The organism is Polaribacter sp. SA4-12, from assembly GCF_002163675.1.
In the GTDB taxonomy this organism is placed as follows: domain Bacteria; phylum Bacteroidota; class Bacteroidia; order Flavobacteriales; family Flavobacteriaceae; genus Polaribacter.
Genome location: NZ_CP019334.1, coordinates 2,800,010 through 2,821,637, shown reverse-complemented (window position 1 = coordinate 2,821,637; position 21,628 = coordinate 2,800,010). Strand labels below are relative to the sequence as shown.

The following is a 21,628-nucleotide window of genomic DNA, read 5'->3' as shown; positions in this document are numbered from 1 at the left end:
AATGAAGATGAAGTTGAAATTTTACATAACAATATTTATAAGTTTGCTTTCGCTTACGATAGCTGCTCAAGAAGCAACTTTAATAGCAAAAGTGAGTAAAAACAAGTTGGGTGTTAACCAACGTTTACGTATTGAATTCTCAATAGATAAACAAGGTGGAGATCATTTTTCGCCTCCTAATTTCTCAAACTTTAAAGTAGTTGGTGGCCCAAGTCAGTCTGTAAGTCAATCTTGGATTAACGGAAAAGCAACATTTTCTCAATCTTATAGTTACATTATTCAACCAAAAGTAAAAGGTGAATTAATTATTGGAACTGCTAGTATAAAAATTGGAGGAAAAACAATAACCTCTAAACCGATAAAAATTATAGTTTTAGATGCTGTAGATATTCCAAAAAATCCTAATGACCCGAATTACGTTGCGCAACAAAACATACATTTAGTAGCAGAAATTTCTAAAGATAGACCTTACGTTGGTGAAGGTGTTTATGTAGAATATAGGTTATATGTAAGCGAAAATGTTAGTGTATATAATTATGGAGTTACAGAAGCTCCTAAATACAATGGTTTCTGGAATCAAGTAATAAAAATACAAGGACAATCGCCTGTTAAAATGGGTAAGTATAATGGAGAAGATTATAGATATATTGTACTTCAGAAAGCTTTATTGATTCCTACAAAAACTGGTAAACTGACAATTGATCCGATGAAAATGGATGTTGTTATTGGAGTTCCTACAGGAAGATCAGATTTTTTTGGAAATGTAATTACTAGAAATGTAAAAAAAGAATTTGCTTCAGCAAAAAAGATTGTTAGTCCAAAAAGTCTTCCTTTAGAAGGAAAACCAGCAAACTTTAATGGTGCAGTTGGTGATTTTAAATTTGATGTTTCATTAAGTAAAGAAACTTTAAAGGCAAATGAAAGTTCTCAAATAAAAGTAGCTGTTTCAGGAAAAGGAAACCTTAAATTATTTGAATTACCAGAAATCACTACCCCTGTTGAGTTAGAAAAATATCAACCAGAAAGAAAAGAAAGTGTTCGTGTAAATTCTGGTGGAATTACAGGTGCTATTTCAGATTTATATACTGTGGTTCCTCAATATAAAGGAAAATATAAAATACCTAACGTTTCATTTTCGTACTTCAACCCAAAAGAGAAAAAATATCATATAATTGTTACGGATGATTTCTTTGTTGATGTTTTAGAAGGAAAAGAATTAAAACCAATTGTAGACACAAATGCTGTAAGAAAGCAAACAGTAACTTCTACAGGTAAGAACTTTAGATATATTCAAACAAAAAGTAGTTTAGAAGTTGTAGATACTGATGATTTCTTTAAATCAAACTTGTTTTATATTTTATTATTACTACCATTAATTACAATTCCTATTGGTATTTTCATCGCTAAAAAGAATGAAAAAAGAAGTAATGATCTAATCGGTAACAAACAAAGAAAAGCAGAGCGTTTAGCAAAGAAATATTTATCTGAAGCTCAGAAGCAACTAGGTAAAAAAGACGCTTTCTATGAAGCTTTAGAACGCGCTCTACACAATTACTTAAAAGCGAAATTAGGTATTGAAACTGCAGATATCAGTAAGGAAAAAATTACAGATATCTTAAAGAATAAAAATATTGAAACAACAACTATTAATCAATTTATTGAAGTTCTAAAACATTCTGATATGGCTCGTTATTCACAAATAACAAATACAGAAATGGAAGCCGAATTTGAAAGAGCGAAACAAGTTATTGTTCAGTTAGATAAACAATTATAAAAATGACCCTCACTGAGGATTAAGTAAAATTATTTACTCAAAAAATGAAAAAAATCTTATTTTTATTATTGATAATTACCAATTCAGTTACTGCACAAGATGTAGATAGCTTATTTGTTGCTGCAAACAATTTGTATAAAAATGGCAAATTCGAAGAAGCAATAGAAAAATATAAAAAAGTAGAAGCTAAAGAATTAGTATCTACAGAATTGTATTATAATTTAGGAAATTCGTATTACAAACTAAACAAGGTTGGACCTTCAATTTATTATTATGAAAAGGCTCTAAAATTAGATCCTTCTAATGAAGATGTAAAAAATAATTTGGTCTTTGCAAAAAGATTGGCACTAGACAACATCGAAGTGTTACCGCAAACTGTTTTGCAAAAATTTAATACAAATTATTTACAAAAACTAACTTACAACGAATGGGCAATTGTTGTAATTGTCTTTTCAATACTAGGTAGTTTATTGTTTTTACTATTTTATTTTGCTGAAGTTCCATCAAGAAAACGATTCTACTTTGTTACGAGTATTGGTAGTTTTATATTCTTATTAGCTTCTCTATTTATTACTTATAATCAATATAATATCTCTAAGAAAAATAAAGAAGCGATTGTTTTTGCTGAGAAAACTGAAATTAGAAATGCACCTACTTTAAATTCTGAAATCGTTTTTACGTTACACGAAGGAACAAAAGTTATTGTTTTAGATGCTGTTGATAATTGGAAGAAAGTTAAAATTAACGACGGAAAATTAGGTTGGATAATTGCTGAAGACATAAAACTGTTGAACAATTTTTAATTTTTATTTAACAATTATTCAGAAAACCTTTACTATTTTCGCAACAAATCCAGATAATCATTGAGAGTTAAAATTGCACTTTTTTTTATCCTTATGTTTTCAACAGCCTTAATTACTCCTACAGTAATTAGTTTTTTTGATGACGGTCAGGATGTTGCGTTATTTCTTGATATGACTGAAGAAGAAGAAAATAAAGGTAAAGAAGCTTCTAAGGACTTAGAAGTTAAAATTAATCCAACTGAACAATTCAGTTCTTTATTCTTAAATAGAATTCAGAAAAAGAAAAATGTAAGTTTTCAATCTAAAACTTATATTTCAGAATACCCAAAGAATACCACTCCACCACCAGAATTCTTGTCGTAACATCTGGTTAATTAAGACAAATTCAATTATTTTTTAAAATTCAAAATCTCTAAATCAAATTATTTAGGGATAAAATATTATATATATATGTTTAAGTACATTAAAAACGACCTACCAGCAAGTGTAGTAGTATTTTTCGTAGCATTACCATTATGTTTAGGTATTGCATTAGCAAGTGGTGCACCACTTTTTGCTGGTCTAATTTCCGGAATTATTGGAGGTACAATAGTTGGAGCTTTAAGTGGCTCTAAAATAGGAGTAAGTGGTCCTGCAGCAGGTTTAGCTGCAATAGTCTTAACAGCTATTGGAACTTTAGGTAGTTATGAAAATTTTTTAGTAGCAGTAGTTTTAGGAGGAATTATTCAATTAATTTTTGGTTTACTAAAAGCAGGAATTATTGGTTATTATTTTCCTTCATCGGTAATTAAAGGAATGTTAACAGGTATTGGTATCATTATCATCTTAAAACAAATTCCTCACTTTTTTGGCTATGATTCAGATCCTGAAGGAGATTTTGCATTCTTTCAAGTAGATGGACAAAACACATTCTCAGAAATTTTTAGTTCACTTAACAATATTAGTTTAGGTGCTACAATTGTAGGTTTTATTGGTTTAGCAATTTTAATACTTTGGAGTAATGTTTTATCTAAAAAAGGTAAGTTTTTTCAGATAATACAAGGTCCTTTAGTAGCAGTTGTTGCTGGTATTGTTTACTATTTTGCAACAAGTGGAAGTTCTAAATACGGTATCAGCTCACAACATTTAGTAAGTGTGCCTGTTCCTGATAGTTTAGATTCTTTTTTAGGACAATTTAGTTTTCCTAATTTTAGTGCAATTTCAAATCCACAAGTTTGGGTAACAGGTTTTACGATAGCTTTAGTTGCAAGTTTAGAAACTTTATTGTGTGTAGAAGCTACTGATAAATTAGATCCGCATAAAAATGTAACACCAACAAATAGAGAATTATTAGCACAAGGAACAGGAAATATTATTTCTGGTTTAATTGGTGGTTTGCCAATTACACAAGTAATTGTAAGGAGTTCTGCAAATATACAATCTGGTGGTAGAACAAAGATCTCTGCAATTATTCATGGTTTATTATTATTAATTTCTGTAATTTTAATTCCTACTTTATTAAATAAAATTCCTTTATCTGTTTTAGCTGCAATCTTATTAATTGTTGGTTACAAATTAGCAAAACCTAGTGTTTTTAAAGAAATGGTACAATTGGGATGGAAACAATGGATCCCTTTTACAGTAACTGTTGTAGGTATTGTTTTTACAGATTTATTAGTTGGTATTGGTTTAGGTTTAGCAGTTGGTATTGTAGTAATATTAATAAAGAGTTTTCAAAATTCTCACTTTCTTCATATTGAAGATAAAAGTAATGGAAAACACAGAATTAAAATGACACTTGCAGAAGAAGTTACTTTCTTTAACAAAGGTGCTATTTTAAAAGAATTAGACAGTTTACCAAGAGATACTTTTTTAGAATTAGATGTTAGAAAAACTAGATATTTAGATAATGATATTATAGAAATTTTAGAAGATTTTGCTTTTAAAGCAACAGAAAGAAACATCGATATTCAATTAACTTCTGAAAGAGGAATTGTTGAAAACCCACCAAGTTATATAGAATTTTTTAATTTAAGAAAAAAATCAGCCTAAATATATGAAACAGAAATGTAAAATATTGGTACTTTCAGATATAGATTCATCAACAGAAAAAATTATAAAAAATGGTGTAAATTTAGCTAAAATAGTAGATGGAGAAATTAACTTTTTCTGTGTTAAAAAAGCTATAGATATTGTAGAAAAAGAAAGTCAGCTTTCTGCAATGAGAACCATAAATGAGAAATTTTTAGAAGCAGATAATAAAATTAAAAAAATTATTAAAGAGCAATCTAAAAATGAAGATGTAAAAATTGATTACAAAATTTCTTTTGGTAATTTAAAAAATGAAATTAGTAAAGAAATTAAAGAAACCAACCCAGACATTATTGTTTTAGGTAAAAGTAAATCTAAAGTTTTGTCTTTTATTGGAGATAATATTATAAGTCATGTATTAAAAGAATATTCTGGTACTGTTATGATTGCTTCAGATAATAATTTATTAGATGCAAGTTCAGATATTTCTTTAGGTGTATTAGATAATATAAATACGTTTTCAAATAAATTTGCAGAAACTATAGTTTCTTATTCAGATAAATCTTTAACATCTTTTTGTATCAATGATGATAAATTAAATTCTAATAATACTACCGATTCATCTAAGAAGATTGTAGAATTTGTTTTTGAAAAAGGTGATAACGTAATAAAAAACATTTCTAACTACTTATCTAAAAGTAAAGTAAACTTACTTTTTATTAATAGAGAAGGACAAGAGATAAACTCAGTAAAACCAGACATTAAAAGTATAATCAAAAACCTTGATTGTTCATTAATTTTAACAACATAAAAAACACCATGAAAGCACATACAAAAGAAACTCAAGCAACCATGACGCCTAAAAAAGCGTTAGATTTTTTAAAAGAAGGTAACCAAAGATTTCAAAATAATTTAAAAATAAATAGAAACCTTTTAGAACAAGTAAATGATACTAGCGAAGGTCAGTTTCCTTTCGCTACTATTTTAAGTTGTATAGACTCTAGAGTTTCTGCAGAATTAATTTTTGATCAAGGTTTCGGAGATGTTTTTAGTGTAAGAATTGCAGGTAATTTTGTAAATGAAGATATTTTAGGAAGTATGGAGTTTGCTTGTAAATTAGCAGGAACCAAAGTAATTGTTGTTTTAGGGCATACAGCTTGTGGAGCAATAAAGGGTGCTTGTGATGATGCAAAGTTAGGAAACTTAACTGCTTTAATTAGTAAAATAAAACCAGCAGTTAAGGCAGTAATAGAACCAAAAGATCCAAGCTTAAGAAACTCTAGCAACATGGATTTTGTAAATGAAGTTTCTGATAAAAATGTTCATATGACAATTGATAATATTCGTGTTCAAAGCCCTGTTTTAAAGGAAATGGAAGATAATGGAGAAATTGCAATTGTTGGAGCTATGTATGATATTACCGACGGTTTAGTAACCTTTTACTAATTAAAAATTAATTGTTTAGAAAAGCCAATCCTTTTTAGGATTGGCTTTTTTTTAAATAATAAGTACTAAATTGTGGGTTAATAAAAATATTCTATTAAAAAAAATATGAAAAAATTATTTTCAAATATAAAAGGTGATGCATTTGGTGGAATAACTGCAGGTATTGTTGCCCTACCTTTAGCATTAGCTTTTGGGGTTTCTTCTGGACTAGGACCAACTGCAGGACTTTATGGAGCAATTTTTATTAGTTTCTTTGCTGCTTTATTTGGAGGAACAAGTACTCAAATATCTGGACCAACTGCACCAATGACTGCAGTAAGTATGGTTGTTATTGCAGGTATAATTGCCGCAAATGATGGTGATGTAACTAAAGCGTTACCAGCAATTTTAACGGTATTTGTATTAGCTGGTTTATTTCAAATAGGATTAGGACTTATTGGATTGGGTAAATATATTAGGTACATTCCTTACCCAGTTGTGTCTGGTTTTATGACAGCAATTGGATTAATTATTTTATTGACTCAAATACTACCTTCTGTTGGTTATTACCCAAAAGAAGATATAGAATTTGTATCAAAATTTAATACACAAGCCCAAGAAGTAATTCTCAAAAACATCTTAAAAGAAGAAGCAGGTGAAGGTATATTAGTTTTAGAAAATTTTGAAGAAACAAATAGAAGAGGTAAATTAATATCTTCTTCTGATATAACAACAGAATCTCAAACGCTAGCGGCTAAAGAAACTTCTGGTGCTTTAGGCGCTATAAAAGCAATACCAAGAGCTCTACAATTTATTAATTGGCTAGAACTTTTACTTGCTTTAGGTACAATTATAATTATTTATGGTTTTAAGCGAATAACAACAAAGGTTCCTAGCACATTAGTTGCACTTATTGTAATGTCTGGAATTGCAGTTGCTTTTAACTTAGAATATAGAACCATTCAAGAAATTCCTGGTGGAATACCACAAATAAAGTGGGAAATATTTACAACTTTTTCTTTGAACAACATTACTCCCTATATTTTTACAGCCTTAACATTATCCCTTTTGGGAGCAATAGATTCGCTTTTAACAAGTGTTGTTGCAGATAATATGACCAAAACAAAACATAAGCCTAATAGAGAGTTAATTGGTCAAGGAATAGGGAACAGTATTGCTGCTTTGTTTGGTGGAATTCCAGGAGCAGGAGCAACAATAAGAACTGTAGTGAACATTAATGCTGGTGGTAAAACAAAGCTTTCTGGTATGATAGCAGGAATTATGTTATTAATTATCATGCTAGGTTTAGGACCTATTGCTTCTAAGATTCCGGCAGCAGTTTTAGCGGGTATTTTAATAACAGTTGGTATTGGAGTAATGGATTATAAAGGACTAAAAGCAATACCATTTTTACCAAGAGACATTAAATTTGGACCGATTAAATTAAGTTCTGAAGTATTAATTATGATGATTGTTTTATTACTATCAACATTCTGGAATTTAGTTTACGCAGTTGGTATAGGTTTAGTAATAGCTTCCTTAATGTTTATGAAAAAAATTGGAGATTTAACTGCAGAACGTTCAGATGTTAAAACTTTAAAAGAAGAAGCTTGGGATGATGAAACAAGTTTTCCTGAAAGCTTAAAAGAAAAAGTTTTTATAAAACACATAAAAGGACCTCTATTTTTTGGTTCAACTAGTGATTTTCAAGCGCTATATCTTCAGATTCCTGATACAGCAAAAACAGTAATTCTACGTTTAGGAAGAATGCAATATATGGATCAATCTGGTTTATATGCTATGGAAGATATGCTGCAAGATTTAAAGAGAAAAAACGTTGAGGTTTTATTTGTAGGGCTATTACCACAGCCAAAATACATGATGGAAAGAATTGATATTATTCCTGATTTTATCCCCGAAGAACACATCTTTAAGACTTTTAAAAAATGTGTAAGTTGGATAAAAGAAAATAATTAAAACTTTAAAAAAAATGGATTTAGATAAAGTATTTCAGAATAATGATAAATGGATAAAAGATAAATTATCTGAAGATAAAAATTATTTCGAAGAGTTAGGAAAAGGTCAAAATCCTGAATTATTATATATTGGTTGTTCAGACAGTAGAGTTACTGCCGAGGAGTTAATGGGAGCAAAACCAGGAGAGGTTTTTGTGCATAGAAATATAGCTAATATGGTTATTAGTATAGATCTAAATGCAATGTCAGTTATAAATTACGCTGTAGATATATTAAAAGTTAAGCATGTTATTGTTTGTGGTCATTATGGTTGTGGTGGTGTTAAAGCTGCTATGCAATCTGCAGATCTGGGTATTTTAAACCCATGGTTAAGAAATATTAGAGATGTTTATAGAATTCATTCAGAAGAACTTAATGCTATAAAGGATGAAGAGAAAAAATACGAACGTTTAGTAGAGTTAAATGTTAAAGAACAATGTGTTAATTTAATTAAAACAGCTGCTATACAAAAAGCTTTTAGAGACCGTGGTTTAAAGGTACATGGTTGGGTTCTTGATATTCATACTGGAAAATTAATAGATCTTAAAATTGATTTCGAAAAATACTTAGAAGATATAATGGAAATTTATCATTTAGATTAAACATAAACTTCGGAAAAAAGAAATTTTAATATGATTAAAAGTAAGTAAATTATCTATTTCTTAGGTGCTCTTTTTGTTAATCTTCCTTCCCAAGATCTTCCTCCTAAAGAGGAAGTATAATAAACTTTTTTACCTCTAACTTTATTTACAACAATATGCATCTTTGTTCCCATTTTGAATGGAAAATTGGGCAGAGTAGATTCTTTTATTATTAAATAATATTCACAATTATTTACCCACTCTATATCAGACTTAATATAATACTCTTCGTTATTATGATATTCTACATGTTTATTATCTTTAAAAACAACAATAACCTCTTTCTTTGAATTTCTGTAGGTAAAAGTATTATCCTTTAAAATACCACAGTCTTTAGAAGAACTAAAAGACATCAACAATGTTATACTAAATAACATTAAAAGTTTATAAATTTTTCTCATCATGTGCCTTTTTAAAAGTCGCAATTTACATAATTACAACTTAAATTTCAATGTTATTTAACAGGGTTTTTTCCTGTTTTTCTTCTTTAATAATAGAGGGGAAAATCGTAGGGGCAATTTTTTTAACAGGGCTATATAAAATAGAATCATCTAATGTTTCCTTTTTAATAAAAGGAATTGTATCATTCATTTTTCCAAAGAAAATAAAAACAACACTTAAAATTAGTCCAATTTTTAAAGCTCCAAATACGCCTCCTAATATTTTATTAATAATTCCTAGAGAAGCGAAATCTGCAATTTTTGTTAATGCTTTTCCAAGAAGCGCAATTACAACAATAATTATTACAAAAGTTATTGCAAAAGACGCTAAAGAGATGTATTCTGGCTTCCAAGATACATATTCTTTTAGGAAATTAGAAACAAAATAAGAAAAATGAATAGCTCCATACACTCCACCAATCAATGCAACCAAAGAAGCAACCTCTACAAATAAGCCTTTCATTAAGCCTCTAACAAAGCCAAAGAGTAATAAAGCAGCTATAATAATATCAAAAACATTCATGAAATTAATTTTTTCAAACCTACATTTTTTTTTTCACAATTTAAAAATGTCGGTTGTATCTTTACATTTTAAAAATAAGTAACATGCCAAAAATAATCACCCTAAAAGAAAAATGGGATTTATTAGTGAACAAATTAACCAATCAATTTGCAGATGGTGACGAATTAAATATGGATGGTATTATCTATTTAATTGGTGTACAAGAATTAGGACAAAGCCATCCTGAATTTAAAAAAGACGATAAAGTAAACTTAATGCATATTGCAATTTGTAAACTTTTAGAACCTTATGGTTATTACGAATTCGATTATTTTGATGATGACAGCTGGCCGCATTATAAAACAATTACTGAGTTACCAAACTTAAAACCCGGAGAACAAACTGTGTTAATGAAAGAAGCTATTATTACCTATTTTGAGGCATTAAACTATTTTGATTAGGTTCTTTTTATCTTTATTAAAGTATTTTAAGTAACGCTTAGTTTTCTAATCATTATAGATAATAACTTTGGAAAAAAGCGCTTTGCAAAAACACCTAACTTTTCTTTTGCTCCTGCGATATAAACTTCCTCTTTTTTCTTTCTAATTGCTTTTGCCATCAATTTTGCAAAGTGGTCTGGATGAATTCCATTTTCGGTAGCAACATCCATTTTTCCTTGTGAAGAACCATCACCAATTAGAGCATTCTTAGAAACATTTGTGTTTACAAAACCAGGACAAACTAAAGTTACTACAATATTATTTTTGTGATTTTCTGCTCGTAAGCTATCAAAAAAACCATGTAAAGCATGTTTACTTGCTGCGTATGAAGAACGTAAAGGAGTTCCTATTTTACCAACAATACTTGTTGTAACAACAAATTGACCGCTTTTGTTTTCTATAAAATGAGGCAATATTGCTTTAGACAAAGCTACAGTTCCTAGATAATTTATATCCATAATCCGTTTATCAACCGAAACTTGTGTGTCTTTTACCAAAGAACGCTGACTAATCCCTCCATTGTTTACCAAAACATCAACCCTACCAAAACAAGCAAGAGCTTCATCAACCTTTGGTTGTAAATTGGTATAATTTTCTAAATCTACTGTGATAATTTTTACTTCGGATGAATTATTACATTCACTCTTTACCAACTCTAATTCGGTTTTATTTCTTGATGATAAAATTAGTGTTGCTTTTTGATGAGATAACTCAATGGCTAACGCTTTTCCGATTCCAGAAGAAGCACCAGTTATCCAAACAACTTTATTATTAAAAGGCATAACTTAGTTTTTTATGCTACAATATACTTTTTTTAATAGAGAAATAGTATTTTTGGTACACTTCTTGAAAATAGTATAGCAAGAACAAAATCAACTTTAAAATAATGAAAAAAATACTCGCTTTTATATTCTTAATTTCAGCATTTGCACAAGCACAACATACTATTAGTGGAACAATGTCTCCAACAATAAAAAGTGATTGGGTTCTTTTATATAAGGTAGAAGGAGCAAAACAAACGTTTGTTAAGAATACTAAAATAAAAATTGATTCATTTGATGTTGATGGAAAAAAACAAGCTTTAGGTAGTTTTCATTTTATACTTCCTAAAAACACAAAAGTAGGTTCATATAGAATAACTTATAGATTAGAAGGAGCAGGTTTTGTCGATTTTATTTATAATAATGAAGATGTTAATTTTGGTTTTCATCCTGAATATCCCAATCAATCTGTAACTTTTACAGAGTCTAAAGAGAATATAATTTACAGAAACTATTTAGATAAAATTGCGGATGCGCAACAAACATTAGACTCTATACAAGTTACAGCTATACAAAACCCTGATTTAGATTTAAATAGAAAATACAAAAAAGCTCTAAAGAACGTAAACAGTGTTCAGAAAGAATATTTAGACGCCTCAAAAGGCATGTATGTTCAACCTTTTATTAAAGCTTCATTAAGAAATAGTCCTTCAGAAATTATAAGTACTCCACAAAAGTACATGTCAAATATGATCGATACTTTTTTTGACAAAATGGACTTTAATAATAAAACACTTTTAAACTCTTCTTTTCTAATTGATAGAATTACAGATTATGTTTTTTCTATTAATTATGCTGATGACGCAACAATACAACAAGGATTATATAAAGAATCTGTAGATAAAGTCTTATCTAAAATTGAAACAATTCCTTTTAAAAAGGATGCAATTGAGTTTTTAATTAGCCAATTTGAAATGTCAATGAATTTAGAATTAATAGATTATTTATTCGAAAATCATTACAATAAATTACCAATTGATGTTCAAAGTAAAAAGTTTAAAGAAGATAAATTATCATTATTTGCTGCGGAAGTTGGCAGAATAGCTCCAGACTTTTCTTGGAAAGAAAATGATAAAACATTAACGCTTTCTAAATTAGATGACGCTGAAAATTATTTATTAATTTTTTGGAGTACAAGTTGTTCTCATTGTTTAAGAGAAATTCCTCAGATACATAAATTTTTAAAGGAAAACAAAAAAGTAAAAGTGATAGCTTTTTCTTTAGAAAAAAATGACTTTGGTTGGAAAAATTACAAGAAAACACTACCAAATTGGCATCATGTTTTGGGCTTAAATAAATGGGAAAACAAAACCGCAAGAACTTATAACATAGTATCTACACCTAGTTATTTTGTGTTAGATGCTGACAAAAAAATTATTGCAAAGCCAGATGATTTAAAAGATGTAAAGAACATCATTAATAAACTTTAAAGATTTAATTTCTTTATCAATTACTTTTTCTTAGCTTGGTTTAATGAGGTTATAACAATACCTAATATAACCAAAAGTGCGCCAAAAAATTGAAATAAAGTTAAACTTTCGTTTAGAAAAAAAGAAGCTAATATAATTGTAGATATTGGGCCAACTCCTGCAACGATTGCAAAATTAGAAGAACTAATTATTTTTATAGAAGCACTCACTAAAAAAGAGGGAATTACAGTTGCAAAAATAGCTATTAAACCACCAAAACCATATACTTGCCAAGGTAAATTAAATAAATCTGTTTCACCAATAACACTAAAGTGTATAAATACACAAAAACAAGAAACCAACATTGCATAAGCAGTGAATTTTACAACTCCAAATTTTGGAATTAACCAACCACTTCCTACCAAATAAGAGGCGTAAGTAATAGCACATAAAAGCACAAAAAAGCCTCCTAAATACACATTGTTTCCAGAAATATCAACTTCATCAGAAAAAGCAATTACAATTCCTAAATAGGATAAAAAGATGGCAAGCGCTTGAATTTTTGTAATTGGTTGTTTAAAAAAAAGTCGATTTAAAAGAATTACAATTGTTGGATATACAAATAAAATGATGCGTTCTAAACTTGCCTTTATATATGTTAAACCTACAAAATCAAAAAAACTTGCTAAATAATAACCTACCACACCAAAAAATACAACCCAAGCATAATCTATTTTAGTCGTTTTTATTTCTTGATTTTTATTTCGATATAAATATGCAATAACCACATAAAAAGGAAAAGAAAACAACATTCTTAATAGCAACATAGTAATTGCATCTACATTGTAATTGTAGGCAAGTTTAACCATAACTGCTTTAGAAGAAAAGAGTACAATACCCAAAACGCCTAAAAACACACCAAACCAAAACCTTTTTGTTACCATAAAACGAAACTAAAACTTACTGTTTTAGAAAGTTGCTTTTAGATGTATTGATTACGATGTTCAGTAGATGAATAATTGCTTAAAAATGGAGAAAAGCATCTTCTAAATGCTCAATTTTAATTGTTTTTTGATGAATAATCGCAATAATATCAAAACGGACTTCTACGTCTAAATCTTTTTCATTAACATAATAATCAATTGCAGAAAGCAACAATTTTATTTTCTTTGGATTTACAAAGTCTTGCGGATTTCCAAAATAATCTGAAGAACGTGTTTTTACTTCTACAACAGCTAAAGTGTTTTCTTTTTGGGCAATAATATCTACTTCTGCTTTTAAATAACGATAATTTTTTTCGAGAATTTTATAGCCTTTATCAATCAGAAATTTGATGGCTAGTTCTTCTCCTTTTTTTCCTAATTCATTATGTTCTGCCATAGCCTCAAATTACAAATTATTAATTACTTTTATTCAAAATTAATTAAATGACTTTTATCAAAAGTAAACTATCTCTTTTACTCATTATTTTCTACTCTTTTACAAGTTTTGGTCAAACCAATTCTAATGAATTTGAGCCTTTTCTAAGTCAGAAAAATAGGAGTTTTCCTTTTTTATTATTCAGTCCAACAGATAATAGTAGTGCTTTTAAGGTAAGTCCTTTAACAGCAAAAAGTGCAAGCGATTTTCAATTCAATTCCTACAAAGTATTGGTAAATTTAAAAGCAAATGTTTTTAAGAAAATCTATTCTAAAGATAATTATCAGTTAGCAATTAGTGGCCATATAGACAATCAATTTGTGTTCAGAGAAGAAAAATCTGACAACTTTAATGGTGTAACCCATTCGTTATTTAACACAGATTATTTTATCTATTTTCACAATGATTTTGTGTTGAATGAAAATAATTTTTTAAGAATTAATTTATACCATAGATCTTCTCATTTAGGTGATGATTTTCTGTTGAAAAACGATTATACAAGAACAGAAAACTCAGATTATTGGTCTAATGATCCTGCTAATTATGAAACTGTAGAAGTTTTATATGCATACAACAAAGAGAAAATTGGTTTATATGCTGGTGCTTCTTACATTGTAAGAACGGGAGGTAATCGTAAAAAAGTAAGTTTTCAAACAGGTGGAGTTTTTAAAAATTTCGAAACTGATAGTGAATTATTAAATAGAGTTTTTATTGGTTATGATCTTCGTTTTTTAGAAAACAACGATTACAATTTAGATTTTAATGGCGGATTTGGATATGCTTTTAAAAATAATAACAGTTTACGTCTAGAATATTATAATGGTTATTTACCTTATAGTAGATTAGAAAAAGAAATAAAAACAAGTTGGTTGTCTTTGGCTTTTTATTATAATTTAGAATTATAAATTTATGACTGAAGAAACTTTAATTAAATATTTAGAATTTCTAAAAACTGAATGTTTAAGGTATTCTAGAGATAAAGTCGTTGATGAAAATGAACTTCAACTTTTTAAACTTGAAGTTGATAAATTTAAATCTCTTTTCAATCAATCAGAATTAAAACCAATTATAAAACAAAAAGTAAATACTATTGATTTTGATTTATCACTTCCAAAATATAAAGGAATTAACCTATTAGCTTACATTATTGGTAATCAGTGGTCAAATAGCAAACAAAGAGAAGAAATTATGGCTAAAAAACTCAAAACAATTTCAGAAAAAATTGAGCATATAATTATCGACGTTAAAACTTTAGTTTAATTTTTAAAAATCACCGAAGATTGTATACTGCCAACTGACAATTTCACTTTTCTTCCAAAAATTAAAGCTCTATTATCTGCTTTATGTCCTGCTGGAAAATCAAACAAGACTGGAATGTTTTTAGGAACAACCTCTAAAATAAGTTGCTCAATAGAATGTCCCCATTTTGTAGAATTCTTTTTAATAGAAGAAATATCCCCAATAATTAATCCGTTTACATTTTCGAAATAACCTGCACGTTTTAAACTTTGTAACATTCTGTCAATAGAATATTTGTATTCACCAATTTCTTCAAGAAAAAGAATCTTCCCATCTGTATTTAATTGGCTTTTAGAACCCAACATAGATGTTAAAATAGCAAGGTTACCTCCTATTAATTGTCCTTCTACAATTCCTTCTTTATTGTATGTTGAAGAAGCAATAGTATAAGAAATATCTTGACCAAATAACGCTTTCTTAAAACTAGAAATTGTTTTAATAATTTCTTCTGGCTTCTCCTCTACACTAGTTGCCATCATTCCATGAATGGTTTCAACGCCTAAATTATGTATATGATTGTGAAAAGCAGTAATATCTGAATAACCAATAATCCATTTTGGGCTTTTCTTAAACTTCTTGTAATTCAATTTATCTAAAATTCTAACAGAACCATAGCCTCCTCTTGCAGCCCAAATTGCTTTAATATTTGGGTTGTCTAATGCTTTTTGAAAATCTGCAGTTCTTTGTAAATCAGAACCTGAAAAATGATGTCCGTTTTTAAATAAATTATCACCCAAAACAACACACAAACCCCAACCTTCTACTAATCTTTTCGCTTTTTGGATTGTTTCTTGTCGGTTTTTTAAAATCCCTGCAGGCGCAACAATTGCAATTGTATCTCCTTTATGTAAATAAGGAGGCCTTATTAATTCATTCGTTTTTTCTTGAGCAAATAGTGATGAAAAAATCATCAGAAATAAAGTAGTAATTGCAATTTTATTTTTCATTATTTATATTTTTTATACCATCCTAGACCAAAACTAAAACCTAAACCAATATAAGATTTCTTTCCAATATTTGCGTATAAATTTATACCAGCAGATCTTCCAAATCCAGTAGGTTTTCCAACAGGAATTAGGTCAAAAATTCTATATTGTTCTTTTTTAGCATTAAACCAGGTTACACCAATTTGCAATGGAAACCCTGTAGATATTTTTGTTGTGATCTCACCATTATCATCTCTTGTATAATCATTATAAGAAATACCGGCTGAAATGTGATAAGAAAAATCATCTTTAATAAATCGTTTTCCATATAATAAAGAATATTCAGATAATGTATTTGTTACCACATCTGTAGGAATTAAACCAAATAAAAAATCTCGAGCTGTTTCAACCTGATGATTTTGAATAAATCGAAATGAAAATAGATTTTTTTTAAATTGATAATTGATACTTAAACCCGCAGAAATCTTACTCGAAGTTCCTTCTAAATAACTAACATTTAAATCTACAAATACAATAGAGTTCTCTTTTTGCTGTAAAGAATCTAATTTTTCCTGAGCATTTATTGATGAAAATAGCATCAATAAAATAACGATAAAAACTGTTCTTATTTTCAAAATAGCATCTTTTTACATCACTTTTAAAACCTAAAAGCAATTTCAATGTAAATGTATCAAAATTCCATCGTTATTAAAACTCCCTTTTTTGTACTTTTGCACTTCAAAAATCAGTCCATAAAACTAAGAGAAACTCATGAGTGCTCCAAAAAGATATACAATTACAGCAGCTTTACCTTATACAAATGGTCCAATTCATATTGGGCATTTAGCAGGCGTTTACGTTCCTGCAGATATTTATGCGCGTTATTTACGCTTAACTGGTAATGATGTTGCTTACATTTCTGGTTCTGATGAACATGGTGCTGCCATACCAATGAGAGCAAAAAAAGAAGGCGTTTCTCCGCAAGTTATTATCGATAAATATCATGGAATTATTAAAAAATCTTTTGCAGATTTTGGTATTTCTTTTGATAATTACTCAAGAACCTCATCTAAGATTCATCATGAAACTGCATCAGAATTCTTTACAAAGATGTATAATGATGGTGAGTTTATTGAAGAAGTTTCTGCACAATTGTATGATGCAGAAGCAAATCAGTTCTTAGCAGATCGTTTTGTGGTAGGAACTTGTCCTAAATGTGGTTTTGAAGAAAGTTATGGAGATCAATGTGAAAATTGTGGAACTTCTCATAACGCAACAGATTTAATTAACCCTAAATCTGCAATTACAGGAAATGTACCAACAGTAAAAGAAACAAAACACTGGTTTTTACCTTTAGATAAACACGAAGGTTTTTTACGTGAATGGATTTTAGAAGGTCATAAAAAAGATTGGAAACCGAATGTTTACGGACAAGTAAAAAGTTGGGTAGATGATGGTTTAAGACCAAGAGCTGTAACCAGAGATTTAGATTGGGGAATTCCTGTTCCTTTAAAAGATGCTGAAGGAAAAGTTTTATATGTTTGGTTTGATGCACCTATTGGATACATTTCATCAACCAAAGAATGGGCAGCAAGAGAAGGAAAAAACTGGGAAGATTATTGGAAAAAAGACGATACAAAGTTGGTTCATTTTATAGGGAAAGACAATATTGTTTTTCACTGTATTATTTTTCCTGCGATGTTAAAAGCACATGGCGATTATATTTTACCTGATAATGTACCAGCAAATGAATTCTTAAATTTAGAAGGAAATAAATTATCGACTTCTAAAAATTGGGCAGTTTGGTTACATGAGTATTTAGAAGAATTTCCAAATCAGCAAGATGTTTTACGTTATACATTAACAGCAAACGCGCCAGAAAGTAAAGACAACGATTTTACTTGGAAAGATTTTCAGGCAAAAAACAACAACGAATTAGTTGCCATTTTTGGTAATTTTATTAACAGAGTTGTCGTTTTAACTAACAAATATTATGAAGGAATTGTACCTGAACCAAATGATTTTACAGAAGTAGATGAAGATGTTTTAGCTGCTGTAAAAGAGTTTCCAAATATTATTGGTAAGTCAATTGAAAGATACAGATTTAGAGAAGCTTCTCAAGAATTAATGAACTTAGCAAGACTTGGCAACAAGTATTTAGCTGATGAAGAGCCTTGGAAAGTGATAAAAGTTGATGCAGAACGCGTAAAAACAATTATGTATGTTGCTTTGCAAATTTCTGCAGCTTTAGCAGTAGTTTCTAAACCATTTTTACCTTTTACTTCAGATAAATTAAAAGGTATTTTAAATGTTGATGAAAACTTGTCTTGGGAAGATATAACTACAAAAGACGTTTTATTACCTGGAGCTCATCAAATAAACAAAGCTGAATTATTATTTTCTAAAATTGAAGATAAAACGATTGAAGCTCAAATTGAAAAATTACAAGCAACTAAACTTGCCAACGAGCAAGAAAACAAAGTTGTAGAGGCTCAAAAAGAAACCATTGAATTTGATGATTTTACAAAATTAGATATTAGAATTGGTACTATCTTAGAAGCTGAAAAAGTAGCAAAAACTAAAAAACTTTTAAAATTAAAGGTTGATGTTGGTATTGATACAAGAACCATCGTTTCTGGTATTGCAGAAAGTTTTTCTCCAGAAGAAATTATTGGTCAGCAAGTTTCTGTTTTAGTAAACTTAGCGCCAAGAAAAATTAGAGGCGTAGAAAGCCAAGGAATGATTTTAATGACAGATACTCCTGATGGTAAATTAGCTTTCGTAGAACCTACAAAAGAAGTTAAAAACGGACAACAAGTGAGTTAAACTAATCTATCTCAATTCATTTAAAAAAAAAGTTCCTTTTATCAAAATCGATAAAAGGAACTTTTTTTATATACTACTTTTGTGTGATGTTTATTTTTTATCAACTAATTTTTTTTATCCCAAAACACTATTCTTCTTCAGCTCCTTTACAAAAGGTTGACTATACATTCTTTTGCCAAGAGCAGTATTAATTGCATTTGCAACAGCTCCTCCTGCAGGAGGTAAACCTGGTTCTCCTAAACCTGTTGGAGATAATTCGTTTTCTACAAAATGAACCTCAACTTGTGGCGTTTCTTGCATTCTAATCATTCTATAAGTGTCAAAATTATTATGCTTTGGCTTTCCATCTTTAAAAGTAAAAGCAGCATACATTGCATGACTAATTCCATCTATAACACCACCTTCAACTTGGTTTCTTGCTCCTGTTGGGTTTACTACAACTCCACAATCTACAGCAACAATTACTTTTTTAATCACCGGAAAACCATCTTTTAATTCAATTTCTGCAACTTCTGCAACATGAGTATTATGACTATAATATGCAGAAAAACCTTGATAAGTTCCTTCTTTAGTTTTTCCCCAATTTGCTTTTTCTCTCACTAACTTAATAGTGTCTTCCATTCTTTGTCCAGAATACTTAATGCTTTTATCTGTAGTTCCTTTTACATTTTGAAGTAAATCTAAACGTAATTGAATTGGATCTATACTTAACTCTTTAGCTACTTCATCAAAGAAACTTTGTTCTGCAAATGCTAAGAAGTTGGTATAAGGCGCTCTCCAAGCACCCGTTGTAACATTACTTTTATAATTACCTAAATCTACTTTGTAATTTGGAATACATCCAGCAGGAAAAAAATCAGGAATGATACCATACATATTTCCATTTATTGCAGCTTCTTTTAAATGATAACCTGTAATTTTACCATCTTTTAATGATGCAGTAATCCTGTATTTTACAGAAGGTTTGTAGACTCCTGTAGTCATATCATCTTCTCTTGTAGAAATCATTTTTACTGGTTTTCTAATTTTATTTGAAATTTCTGCAACTTCTAATGCAAAATCTGAATATAATCTTCTTCCGAAACCGCCACCCATTCTAGTCATTTCTACACTAATATCTTCAACTTTTCTATCTAATAAAACAGCAACAGATTTAGCAACTTCATTTGGTGTTTGGGTTGGTCCAACCAACTCAATTTTATCTGATGTTACATTTGCATAAAAATTCATAGGTTCCATGCAATTATGAGGTAAAAAAGGAGAGGAATATGTTCTTTCTATAATTTTATCAGCTTCCTTAAAAGCTTTTTCAATAGTACCATCTTCTCTAGATGTGTTCAGTTTTTTACTGTCTAAAATTGCTAATAACTTCTTATTATGAAATGCTGTACTTTCTGCAACAGATTCTTCTTTCCAAACTGCTTTAATTGCTTTTTTTGCTTTGATTGCAGCCCAAGTTGAGTTAGCAATAACTACTATTTTATCGCTATTATTTAAAACTGCTGTCCAACTAACATATCCTTTATCTAAAAAATTTCTTGCTTTATCACCAATAGTAAAAACATCTATTACACCATTAATAGACTTCGCTTCTGAAGCGTCAAAAGATTCTAAAACTTGTCCAAAAACTGGAGGCCTTAGAACTGATGCATATACCATTCCTTCTGTTTTATAATCCAATCCAAAAAGTGGTTCTCCAGTAATAATTTTATCAATATCTACATTTACAATTTCTTGTCCTATAATTGTAAAATCTTTAATTTTCTTAAGTTGTACATCTTCAGGAACCTCTAATAAAGCTGCTTCTTTTACAACTTCTCCATAACCTAATTTATCTCCTTTTGTGTTTGTTATAATTCCTTTTGAAGCTTTACAAGTTGATGCATTTACATTCCATTTTGCCGCAGCAGCATTTATCAACATTTGTTTTGTAGTAGCTCCTGTTTCTCTTAAAGCTTTCCATCCAAAACGTATAGATTGACTTCCACCAGCCATTTGTCTTTTAAAATTGTCTGTATCTAATGCACCTTGAACAACGTTTACTTTACTCCATTCTACATCTAATTCTTCAGCAATAATCATTGGCATCGATGTTTTTACACCTTGACCAATTTCTGGGTTTGGAGAAAAAATAGTGACATATCCTTCATCAGAAATCTTAATAAACGCGTTAAAATCATTGAAATTTAGTTTTTCAATATCAACAGGCATTACTGCTTCTGGTTTGCATGCAGTAATTAGATTAAACCCAATTAACAGGCCTCCACTTGCTAAAACAGATGTCTTTAAAAAGTTTCTTCTACTAAAATTATTTTTGTTTTGAGATTTCATTTCTTGAAGTAGTTTTAAAGTTTAAGACATTTTTTCTGCAGCAACTTTCACTGCTTTTTCAATTCTATTGTAAGAAGCACATCTACAAATATTACCATTCATAGCTTTTCTAATTTCGTCTTCTGAAGGATTTTTATTCTCTTCTAAAAAGGCAGAAGCTGTCATAATTTGTCCTGCTTGACAATATCCACATTGTGGGACATCAATCTCTTTCCAAGCTTCTTGTACTGGATGCTTTCCTTCTTCAGAAAGGCCTTCTATTGTAGTAATTTTCACATCATCTAAAAAAGAAACTTGCATCTGACAACTTCTTGTTGCAACACCATCTATATGAACTGTACAAGCGCCACATTGTGCTATTCCGCATCCAAATTTTGTGCCCACTAAATTAAGCTCATCTCTTAAAACCCATAACAAAGGTGTATCTGCGTCAGCTGTAACAGAACGTTGTTTTCCGTTAATATGAAGTGTGTAATTTGGCATGAAA

22 protein-coding genes are annotated in these 21,628 nt (G+C 29.3%); 13 read left to right on the top strand and 9 right to left on the bottom strand.

Features of this window, described 5'->3' with window-relative positions; genetic code table 11:
* Window positions 1–7: 7 nt before the first annotated feature.
* From BTO07_RS12240 to BTO07_RS12205, 8 genes are all read left to right on the top strand, one after another.
* Entirely contained in the window at window positions 8–1,774 is a 1,767-nt protein-coding gene (locus BTO07_RS12240) for a BatD family protein (protein ID WP_087521503.1), read from the top strand.
* Between the two features lie 44 nt (window positions 1,775–1,818).
* Complete coding sequence (locus BTO07_RS12235; protein ID WP_087521502.1) at window positions 1,819–2,577, top strand: SH3 domain-containing protein; 759 nt, start codon at window positions 1,819–1,821, stop codon at window positions 2,575–2,577.
* A 93-nt stretch (window positions 2,578–2,670) separates the two neighbouring features.
* On the top strand, window positions 2,671–2,940 hold the full coding sequence (locus BTO07_RS12230) for a hypothetical protein (protein WP_087521501.1): 270 nt from the start codon (window positions 2,671–2,673) through the stop codon (window positions 2,938–2,940).
* A gap of 87 nt (window positions 2,941–3,027) precedes the next feature.
* Window positions 3,028–4,608 (top strand): SulP family inorganic anion transporter, encoded by a 1,581-nt coding sequence (locus BTO07_RS12225; protein ID WP_087521500.1) that lies wholly within the window; start codon window positions 3,028–3,030, stop codon window positions 4,606–4,608.
* Between the two features lie 4 nt (window positions 4,609–4,612).
* Window positions 4,613–5,398 carry a universal stress protein gene (locus BTO07_RS12220; RefSeq protein ID WP_087521499.1) on the top strand — a complete coding sequence of 262 codons (786 nt, stop codon included), beginning with the start codon at window positions 4,613–4,615 and terminating at the stop codon, window positions 5,396–5,398.
* 8 nt (window positions 5,399–5,406) lie between these two features.
* Entirely contained in the window at window positions 5,407–6,033 is a 627-nt protein-coding gene (locus tag BTO07_RS12215) for a carbonic anhydrase family protein (RefSeq protein WP_087521498.1), read from the top strand.
* Window positions 6,034–6,138: 105 nt separating this feature from the next.
* The gene (locus BTO07_RS12210) at window positions 6,139–7,989 is read left to right on the top strand and encodes a SulP family inorganic anion transporter (RefSeq protein WP_087521497.1); all 1,851 of its coding nucleotides are present in this window, start codon (window positions 6,139–6,141) and stop codon (window positions 7,987–7,989) included.
* A 13-nt stretch (window positions 7,990–8,002) separates the two neighbouring features.
* A complete protein-coding gene (locus tag BTO07_RS12205) occupies window positions 8,003–8,629 on the top strand; it encodes a carbonic anhydrase (RefSeq protein WP_087521496.1) in 627 nt (208 codons plus the stop codon).
* Between the two features lie 53 nt (window positions 8,630–8,682).
* On the opposite strand, the gene BTO07_RS12200 is transcribed toward BTO07_RS12205, so the two are convergent.
* Together BTO07_RS12200 and BTO07_RS12195 are read right to left on the bottom strand one after the other, a co-directional pair.
* Window positions 8,683–9,069, bottom strand: coding sequence for a hypothetical protein (locus BTO07_RS12200; protein WP_157663342.1), 387 nt, complete (start codon window positions 9,067–9,069; stop codon window positions 8,683–8,685).
* Window positions 9,070–9,109: 40 nt separating this feature from the next.
* A complete protein-coding gene (locus BTO07_RS12195) occupies window positions 9,110–9,631 on the bottom strand; it encodes a CvpA family protein (protein WP_087521494.1) in 522 nt (173 codons plus the stop codon).
* An 83-nt stretch (window positions 9,632–9,714) separates the two neighbouring features.
* On the opposite strand from BTO07_RS12195, the gene BTO07_RS12190 reads away from it, so the two are divergent.
* Window positions 9,715–10,071 (top strand): hypothetical protein, encoded by a 357-nt coding sequence (locus BTO07_RS12190; protein ID WP_087521493.1) that lies wholly within the window; start codon window positions 9,715–9,717, stop codon window positions 10,069–10,071.
* 26 nt (window positions 10,072–10,097) lie between these two features.
* Here BTO07_RS12190 and BTO07_RS12185 read toward each other — a convergent pair whose 3' ends face one another.
* A complete protein-coding gene (locus BTO07_RS12185) occupies window positions 10,098–10,892 on the bottom strand; it encodes an SDR family oxidoreductase (RefSeq protein WP_087521492.1) in 795 nt (264 codons plus the stop codon).
* A gap of 104 nt (window positions 10,893–10,996) precedes the next feature.
* On the opposite strand from BTO07_RS12185, the gene BTO07_RS12180 reads away from it, so the two are divergent.
* Window positions 10,997–12,361: a TlpA family protein disulfide reductase gene (locus tag BTO07_RS12180; RefSeq protein ID WP_087521491.1), complete on the top strand. Its 1,365-nt coding sequence runs from the start codon at window positions 10,997–10,999 to the stop codon at window positions 12,359–12,361.
* A 20-nt stretch (window positions 12,362–12,381) separates the two neighbouring features.
* Here BTO07_RS12180 and BTO07_RS12175 read toward each other — a convergent pair whose 3' ends face one another.
* Together BTO07_RS12175 and BTO07_RS12170 are read right to left on the bottom strand one after the other, a co-directional pair.
* Window positions 12,382–13,284, bottom strand: a complete 903-nt coding sequence (locus BTO07_RS12175) for a DMT family transporter (protein WP_087521490.1) — start codon at window positions 13,282–13,284, stop codon at window positions 12,382–12,384.
* Window positions 13,285–13,363: 79 nt separating this feature from the next.
* Window positions 13,364–13,720, bottom strand: coding sequence for a YraN family protein (locus BTO07_RS12170; RefSeq protein ID WP_087521489.1), 357 nt, complete (start codon window positions 13,718–13,720; stop codon window positions 13,364–13,366).
* A gap of 47 nt (window positions 13,721–13,767) precedes the next feature.
* Between BTO07_RS12170 and BTO07_RS12165 the strand changes: the two genes are divergently transcribed.
* Window positions 13,768–14,664: a DUF1207 domain-containing protein gene (locus tag BTO07_RS12165; RefSeq protein WP_087521488.1), complete on the top strand. Its 897-nt coding sequence runs from the start codon at window positions 13,768–13,770 to the stop codon at window positions 14,662–14,664.
* Between the two features lie 4 nt (window positions 14,665–14,668).
* Window positions 14,669–15,019, top strand: a complete 351-nt coding sequence (locus tag BTO07_RS12160) for a hypothetical protein (protein ID WP_087521487.1) — start codon at window positions 14,669–14,671, stop codon at window positions 15,017–15,019.
* On the opposite strand, the gene BTO07_RS12155 is transcribed toward BTO07_RS12160, so the two are convergent.
* Both BTO07_RS12155 and BTO07_RS12150 read right to left on the bottom strand, forming a co-directional pair.
* On the bottom strand, window positions 15,016–16,005 hold the full coding sequence (locus BTO07_RS12155) for a S66 peptidase family protein (protein WP_232457026.1): 990 nt from the start codon (window positions 16,003–16,005) through the stop codon (window positions 15,016–15,018). The genes BTO07_RS12160 and BTO07_RS12155 overlap by 4 nt on opposite strands.
* Window positions 16,005–16,619: a hypothetical protein gene (locus BTO07_RS12150; protein ID WP_232457025.1), complete on the bottom strand. Its 615-nt coding sequence runs from the start codon at window positions 16,617–16,619 to the stop codon at window positions 16,005–16,007. The genes BTO07_RS12155 and BTO07_RS12150 overlap by 1 nt, the downstream gene beginning before the upstream one ends.
* 136 nt (window positions 16,620–16,755) lie before the next feature.
* On the opposite strand from BTO07_RS12150, the gene metG reads away from it, so the two are divergent.
* Window positions 16,756–18,810 carry a methionine--tRNA ligase gene (metG, locus tag BTO07_RS12145; RefSeq protein WP_087521485.1) on the top strand — a complete coding sequence of 685 codons (2,055 nt, stop codon included), beginning with the start codon at window positions 16,756–16,758 and terminating at the stop codon, window positions 18,808–18,810.
* Between the two features lie 114 nt (window positions 18,811–18,924).
* Here metG and BTO07_RS12140 read toward each other — a convergent pair whose 3' ends face one another.
* Window positions 18,925–21,141 (bottom strand): xanthine dehydrogenase family protein molybdopterin-binding subunit, encoded by a 2,217-nt coding sequence (locus tag BTO07_RS12140; protein WP_087521484.1) that lies wholly within the window; start codon window positions 21,139–21,141, stop codon window positions 18,925–18,927.
* 21 nt (window positions 21,142–21,162) lie between these two features.
* Window positions 21,163–21,624 carry a (2Fe-2S)-binding protein gene (locus BTO07_RS12135; RefSeq protein ID WP_087521483.1) on the bottom strand — a complete coding sequence of 154 codons (462 nt, stop codon included), beginning with the start codon at window positions 21,622–21,624 and terminating at the stop codon, window positions 21,163–21,165.
* Window positions 21,625–21,628 lie beyond the last annotated feature (4 nt).